The 5,977-nt window shown below is 70.8% G+C and carries 5 protein-coding genes; 2 read left to right on the forward strand and 3 right to left on the reverse strand.

What is annotated here, in order from left to right:
• Window positions 1-559: phytanoyl-CoA dioxygenase (locus tag EHS43_RS35060; RefSeq protein ID WP_260470850.1), on the reverse strand; the 559-nt coding region annotated here is incomplete at its 3' end.
• A 148-nt stretch (window positions 560-707) separates the two neighbouring features.
• Between EHS43_RS35060 and EHS43_RS35065 the strand changes: the two genes are divergently transcribed.
• Window positions 708-1,622, forward strand: a complete 915-nt coding sequence (locus tag EHS43_RS35065) for a trans-aconitate 2-methyltransferase (RefSeq protein ID WP_125194675.1) — start codon at window positions 708-710, stop codon at window positions 1,620-1,622.
• A gap of 407 nt (window positions 1,623-2,029) precedes the next feature.
• The gene (locus tag EHS43_RS35070; protein ID WP_125194676.1) at window positions 2,030-2,731 is read left to right on the forward strand and encodes an SDR family oxidoreductase; all 702 of its coding nucleotides are present in this window, start codon (window positions 2,030-2,032) and stop codon (window positions 2,729-2,731) included.
• Window positions 2,732-2,797: 66 nt separating this feature from the next.
• Here EHS43_RS35070 and EHS43_RS35075 read toward each other — a convergent pair whose 3' ends face one another.
• Together EHS43_RS35075 and EHS43_RS35080 are read right to left on the reverse strand one after the other, a co-directional pair.
• Window positions 2,798-3,634: an aldo/keto reductase gene (locus EHS43_RS35075; protein WP_125194677.1), complete on the reverse strand. Its 837-nt coding sequence runs from the start codon at window positions 3,632-3,634 to the stop codon at window positions 2,798-2,800.
• A 153-nt stretch (window positions 3,635-3,787) separates the two neighbouring features.
• Complete coding sequence (locus tag EHS43_RS35080) at window positions 3,788-5,614, reverse strand: long-chain fatty acid--CoA ligase (protein WP_125194678.1); 1,827 nt, start codon at window positions 5,612-5,614, stop codon at window positions 3,788-3,790.
• Between the last annotated feature and the right edge of the window lie 363 nt (window positions 5,615-5,977).

Consider the following 5,977-nt stretch of genomic DNA (forward strand, 5'->3'; position numbering starts at 1 on the left):
CCGAGGCCCCGTCCACCTTCGGCCCCAACTCCAGGAACGACGCCCCCTGTTCGCCGTACGGCTCCAGGACCCGGGGTACGTCCAGATGGGAGCCCACCCTGATACGGGTCGGGGCGTCGGCCTCGGTGACCTCGCTGAACAGGAACAGCATCAGCAGGGCGCGGTCCCGGGAGCGTAGATTGGTGTGGTACATGCCGGCGGGCGCGCCCTCGGGGAGGTAGCTGCCCTCGATGTGCCAGCCGGCGTCGTCCGGTTCCTCGGCGTGGGGAAACCGTAGCGGGAACGTGCCCAGGGAGTAGCGGGACTGCCAGCGGTTCTCGCCCGCCAGCAGGTCGAACGCCGCATGCAGGACCGGTGTGTTGACGGCCGCGGCGAAGGGGCCCTGTGCCATTCCGGGTACCCAGACCACCGGATCCTTCCAGGAGGCCGGGTCCTCGCGGTCGTAGCCCGTCTCCCGCCACAGCAGCGACGCGCAGTGCTCGGCGACGCGGGGCGGGAAGGCGCCCTCGATCCTCACGAATCCGTCTTCGAGGAAGCGCTCCACCAGTTCGTCGTCCATGGGGTCATCGTGGGGGAGCGGGCGGGGTGGGCGCATCCCTTTTTCTTTGCGTCCGCTTTGCCGTGTTTCTTGCCGACACGGCAACATCTCTGGCTTCTCCGCGGTGCGTCGGCGCACCCTGGCCGCGTCCCGAGGAGAGGCTGGCACCATGGCGCACGAACACGACGAGCACGGCCACGACGAGCACGGCCACGTCCACGCAGGTCACCACCACGACCCCACCGACATCGACTGGTCCGGCATGGCCGAGCACCTGCAGACCCAGGCCGAGCTGTTCACCCCCCTGTACGAGCGGGCCCTGGCCTGGCTCGGGCACAAGCAGACCGAGCCGGGGCTGATCGTCGATGCGGGCAGTGGGCCCGGGGTGCTGTCCTGTCTGCTCGCCGAGGCGTTTCCGGGGGCCCGGGTGGTCGCCGTCGACGGGGCGGAGCCGCTGCTGGAACGGGCCCGGGACCGGGCCGAACGGCTCGGTGTCGCCGACCGCTTCGGCACGCTCACCGGTGAACTCCCCGGAATCCTGGCCGACTTGGACTATCCCGTCGACCTGCTCTGGGCCAGCCGGAGTCTGCACCACCTGGGCGACCAGCGGGCCGGGATCGCCGCGTTCGCCTCCCGGCTGGCGCGGGGCGGGACGCTGGCGCTGATGGAGGGCGGGCTGCCGGCGCGCTTCCTGCCGCGGGACATCGGGATCGGGCGGCCCGGTCTCCAGGCCCGACTCGACGCGCTGGAGGAGGAGTGGTTCGCACAGATGCGCGCGGATCTGCCCGGCGCGGTCTCCGAGACCGAGGACTGGCCCGCCCTGATGGCCGCCGCGGGCCTGCGCCCCTCGGGTACGCGCAGTTTCCTGCTGGACCTTCCGGCGCCGACCACGGACCGGGCCCGCGCGTACATCGCCACGTCGCTCGGGCGGCTGCGGGACGTGTTCGGGGAGCACCTCGACGCGGACGACCGCGACACCCTCGACCGCCTCCTCGACCCCGAGGACGCGGCGAGCGTGCACCGGCGCACGGACGTGTTCCTGCTGGCCGTCCACACGGTGCACACGGCCGTCCGCACCGACTGACCCCCGGCCTCCGCGGTTGCCCGCCCCCGCCGCACCGGACGTACTCCACGACGCGGACGCCCCCGACGTTCCGGCCCCGGCGTCCGCTCCCGTGGTCGCCCGACCGGGTCGGAGACGGCGACGGTCCGCCCCGGCGCCGGCATGCGGGCGTGGATGACGGGGCCGGTGCCTCCGCGCCGTACAGGGCCCCGACGCGGCCGGGCCGCGGTCCAGGCCCAGGTCGCGCAGCCGCCGTACCCAGTTCGCGTCGGCCAGTTGACCGCACGCGCCGCCGGGCCGGCGGCCAGAGGAATCCGTCGGCCCGCTCGGCCAAGTGCCGCCGCACCTGCGGTACTTGACTTCGAGAACGCTTCAACTGATGTACTCCGTGGCGTCCAGGCGAACACACGTGAACACAGGGGGAAGCCATGTCCGAGGCACCGGTCGCACTCATCACCGGCGGCGGCAGCGGGATCGGCGCCGCGGTCGCGCGGCAACTGCTCGACGCGGGGCACCGGGTGGCCGTCACCGGTCGCGGTGAGCCTCGGCTGCGTGCCTTCGCCGAGGAACTGGGCAACCCCGAGGGGCTGTTGACGTTCGCCGGCAACGCCGCCGAGTACGGCGACATCCGGGCGGCCGTGGACGGCACGCTCAAGGAGTTCGGCCGGCTGGACACGGTCGTCGCCAACGCCGGCTTCGCCACCCATGACACCGTGGCCGCGGGGGACCCCGCGGGCTGGACCGAGATGGTGCTGACCAACGTGCTCGGCCCCGCGCTCCTCATCCGCGCCTCCATCGACGCGCTCAAGGAGACCCACGGCCGGATCGTCCTGATCGGCAGCGTCGCCGGGTTCATCCACGGGCCCGGCAACATCTACGGGGCGACCAAGTGGGCGGTGACCGGGCTCGCCGAGAACGCCCGCCGTGAGGTGACCGAGTTCGGCGTCGGCGTCACCCTGGTCGCACCCGGCCGTGTGGAGACGCCGTTCTGGGACAGCTACGGCAGCCTGCCGCCCGGCCACCTGCTCACCGCCGACCAGATCGCCGCCTCGGTCGTGTGGGCCGTACGGCAGCCGGAGGGCGTCGATGTCAACACCGTGGTCGTACGGCCGATCGGGCAGCCCGTCTGACACACGGCGGCCGGTGGTGAGGCCCCTGTCGCAAGGGGCCTCACCACCGGCCGAACCGCTGTGCCGTCAGGCGGCGTTGAACGTCGACGGGTCCGGGCCGAGGCGCCGGTCCTCGTTGAGCGCGCTGATCGCTGCCAGGTCCTCGGTGTCCAGGCTGAAGTCGAACACCTCGATGTTCTCCTTGATCCGGGACGGGGTCACGGACTTCGGGATCACGACATTGCCGAGCTGGAGGTGCCAGCGCAGCACGACCTGGGCCGGGGTGCGGCCGTGCTTCTGGGCGATGGCCACGATCGCCGGGACCTCCAGCAGGCCCTTGCCGGAGCCGAGCGGGGACCAGGCCTCCGTGGCGATGCCCTGCTCCGCGTGGTACTCGCGGGCCGCGCGCTGCTGAAGGTGCGGGTGCAGCTCGATCTGGTCGACGGCCGGGACGACGGACGTCTCGGCGATCAGCCGCTCCAGGTGCTCGGGCTCGAAGTTGGAGACGCCGATGGCCCGGATCCGGCCGTCCGCGTGCAGCTTCTCGAACGCCTTGTAGCTGTCGACGTACAGGTCGCGGGAGGGCGTCGGCCAGTGGATCAGGTACAGGTCCACGTAGTCCAGGCCGAGCTTGTCCAGCGAGGTGTCGAAGGCGCGCAGGGTGGCGTCGTAGCCCTGGTCGCTGTTCCAGAGCTTGGTGGTGACGAAGACGTCCTCACGGGCCACTCCGGAGGCGGCGATGGCCTTTCCGGTGCCCACTTCATTGCCGTAGATCGCCGCTGTGTCGATGCTGCGGTACCCGGCCTCGAGCGCCGTGGCGACGGCGCGCTCGGCCTCGTCGTCCGGAACCTGCCAGACGCCGAAACCCAGCTGGGGCATCTCGACGCCGTTGTTGAGGGTGATCGGGGGGACCTTGCTGCTCACGAGCTCTTGATCCTTACGGTTGTCGTCAGGTGGTACTCCCATCGTCAACGATCACGAGCCGTGATGCATTCCTGACCGGAGAATCCGGCCGGTGTCTTTCGTCGCCTTCGCGACGGTCGGGAACGACCGCGGGCGAAGGGGAGAACGGAGGGCTCAGGCCCGGTACAGCGCCTCGACCTCGTTCGCGTACGCCGTCTCGATCGCCTTGCGCTTGAGCTTCAGCGACGGCGTCAGCAGCCCGTGCTCCTCGGTGAAGGGCTGCGCCAGGATGCGGAAGGTGCGGATGGACTCGGCCTGCGAGACCAGGGTGTTGGCGGCCACCACCGCACGCCGCACCTCGGTCTCCAGGTCGGGGTCGCGCACCAGCTGGGACGGGGACATCCGGGGCTTGTCGTGCATCCCCAGCCAGTGCTCCACGGCCTCCTGGTCGAGGGTGACGAGGGCGGCGACATAGGGCCGGTCGTTGCCCACCACGATGCACTGCGAGACCAGCGGATGGTCGCGCACCCGCTCCTCCAGCACCCCGGGGGAGACGCTCTTGCCGCCGGAGGTGACGAGGATCTCCTTCTTGCGGCCGGTGATGGTGAGGTAGCCGTCCTCGTCGAGGGAGCCGAGGTCGCCGGTGGCGAGCCAGCCGTCGTGCAGGGCCTCGTCGGTGGCCTTCTCGTTGTTCAGGTAGCCCTGGAAGATGTTCGGGCCGTGCAGCCAGATCTCGCCGTCGTCCGCGATGTGCACGGTCATGCCGGGGATGGGCCGGCCGACCGTGCCGTAGCGGGTGCGCTCGGGCGGGTTGGCGGTGGCGGCGGCCGTCGACTCGGTCAGGCCGTAGCCCTCGTAGATGTGCACGCCCGCGCCGGCGAAGAACAGTCCCAGCTTGCGGTCCATGGCCGAACCGCCGGTCATGGCGTGCCGGATGCGGCCGCCCATGGCTGCCCGCAGTTTGGAGTAGACGAGCTTGTCGAAGAGCTGGTGCTGCATCCGCAGTCCCGCCGACGGGCCGGGGCCGAGGTCCCAGGCCTTGGCCTCCATGGCCTCCGCGTACTTCACCGCCACGTCCAGGGCCTTCTCGAACGGTCCCGCCTTGCCCTCCCGCTCGGCCTTGCGGCGGGAGGCGTTGAAGACCTTCTCGAAGATGTACGGCACCCCGAGGAAGAACGTCGGCTTGAACGCGGCGAGGTCGGGCAGCAGGGCGGCCGCGTTCATCTGCGGCTGGTGGCCGAAGCGGACCCCGCCGCGGATCGCCGCGACCTGCACCATCCGCCCGAAGACATGCGCGAGCGGGAGGAACAGCAGGGTGGCCGCCTCGTCGCCCTTCTTGGAGTGGAACACCGGCTCCCACCGCTCGATGACGGTGTCCGCCTCGTACATGAAGTTGCCGTGGGTGATCACACAGCCCTTGGGGCGGCCGGTGGTGCCCGAGGTGTAGATGATCGTGGCGATCGAGTCCGGGGTCACGGCCTGCCGGTGGCGGTGCACCACCTCGTCCTCGATGGCGGCGCCGGCGTCGTACAGCTCCTGCACCGCGCCGGAGTCCAGCTGCCACAGCCGGTGCAGCCGCGGCAGCCGGTCGATGACCGTGGCGATGGTCATCGCGTGGTCCTCGTGCTCCACGATCGCGGCCGTGCACTCGGCGTCGTACAGCGCCCAGAAGCACTGCTCGGCGGAGGAGGTCGGGTAGACCGGCACCACCTGCGCGCCGATCGTCCACAGGGCGAAGTCGAACAGGGTCCACTCGTAGCGGGTGCGGGACATGATCGCGACCCGGTCGCCGAAGCGGATGCCCTGGGCCAGCAGTCCCTTGGCCAGGGCCATGACCTCGTCGCGGAACTCCGCGGACGTCACGTCCCGCCACCGGCCGTTCTCGTCCTTGCGGCCGAGCGCGATGTGCACGGGGTTGTTCCGGGCATGCTCGAAGACGACGTCGGCCAGTCCGCCCACGGGGGGTGCCAACGCCAACGGAGGGTTGGTGAACTCGCGCAAACCCCGCTCCCCGTTCTCCCTGGCGCTCAGTGAAGCTCCGCACGGCGCGGTGAAAGCTACCCCACCCGGACATCCTGCGGGAGGGGCGCCGAAGCCGAGGGGCGCTCACGTACGGCCAGGTCAGTACCGGAAAATACCCGCACATGGGGAAGGGTCGGACAGAAAACCGACGGTTGCGTAAGTTTCTGCACCGTAATCTCCACCGAATCTGTACGTGCCGATTACGGCTCGCGATCTTGGTGAAACGATTATGCGCAGGGTGGTGCGCCCCTCTTCCCTCAGCGCCGCCGGACCTGAATCCGTCACCCCCGTCCGGCCCGCCCGGGGCGCGGGACTCACCCCCGGTGCAGCCGGTCCCCGCCC

The organism is Streptomyces sp. RP5T, from assembly GCF_003933965.1.
Lineage (GTDB): Bacteria > Actinomycetota > Actinomycetes > Streptomycetales > Streptomycetaceae > Streptomyces.